Source organism: Luteitalea sp. (genome assembly GCA_009377605.1).
Classification (GTDB): domain Bacteria; phylum Acidobacteriota; class Vicinamibacteria; order Vicinamibacterales; family Vicinamibacteraceae; genus WHTT01.
Window position 1 is genome coordinate 1 of record WHTT01000245.1, and the last position, 798, is coordinate 798.

Consider the following 798-nt stretch of genomic DNA (forward strand, 5'->3'; position numbering starts at 1 on the left):
AAGCACGCTCGCCTCCGCCTGCTGAACCTGCGCCTCGAGCGACGCTGGGTCGAGCGTCGCAATCACGTCGCCGCGTGTGACGCGGTCGTTGAAGTCTGCCGCTAGCGTCTGGATCGTCCCGGTCACCTGACTGCCAACCTCCACCGCGTCCACGGGCTCGACGGTGCCCGTGGCCTCCACCGTCTCCACGACGGGACCACGTGTCACGTTCGCCGTAACCAGGCGAGGTTCCGCGCTGGCGGCAGCCGATCGGTAGTAGGCAACAGACACGGCGAGCGCCACCGTCACAATTGCCGCTGCTGCCAGTTTGAGCTTCATGTCATCGCTCCTCGGGAGCGGCGGCGCGGCTAAAGCCGCGCCCTACCGCTCCTCGTCGATCAGTTCTGCCGTGGCTGCTCGCCAGACTGCTGTCGCTCGAGACGGCGTTCGTGGAATTCAGCGCGACGCTGCTGGCGCTCCGCATGCCAGGCTTTCGCCTTCTCCTGCTGATCGGGCGTCAACACTTGAAAGACTTCGGCTTGAATGCGTGCCTGCAGCACCGCAGCCTCCATTTTGGCCGCAGCCAGGTCGGCAGCCCGCGCCTGGATCTCGGCCTCGTCGACCGGCACAGCCATCGCGGCGGTGGTCAGCGCCTCGCGCGCAGGCCACAGCGTCTCGGAGAGCGCCTGTCGCTCGTCTCGATGCTGCTCATGAATCGCGCGGATCTGTTCGCGCTGCTCGTCCGAGAGATCCAGGTGGCGGAACGCGGGGAAGCGGTCGCCCATGAACGCATGTCCACCGCGCCCGCGCCAGCCACCC

The 798-nt window shown here is 67.4% G+C and carries 2 protein-coding genes; both read right to left on the bottom strand.

Annotation, left to right across the window (positions count from 1 at the left end; translation table 11 throughout):
• Positions 1-318, bottom strand: a 318-nt coding sequence (locus GEV06_28760; GenBank protein MPZ21835.1) for a biotin/lipoyl-binding protein, incomplete at its 3' end; no start/stop codon positions are given.
• Between the two features lie 59 nt (positions 319-377).
• On the bottom strand, positions 378-798 hold a 421-nt coding region (locus tag GEV06_28765), incomplete at its 5' end, for a periplasmic heavy metal sensor (protein MPZ21836.1).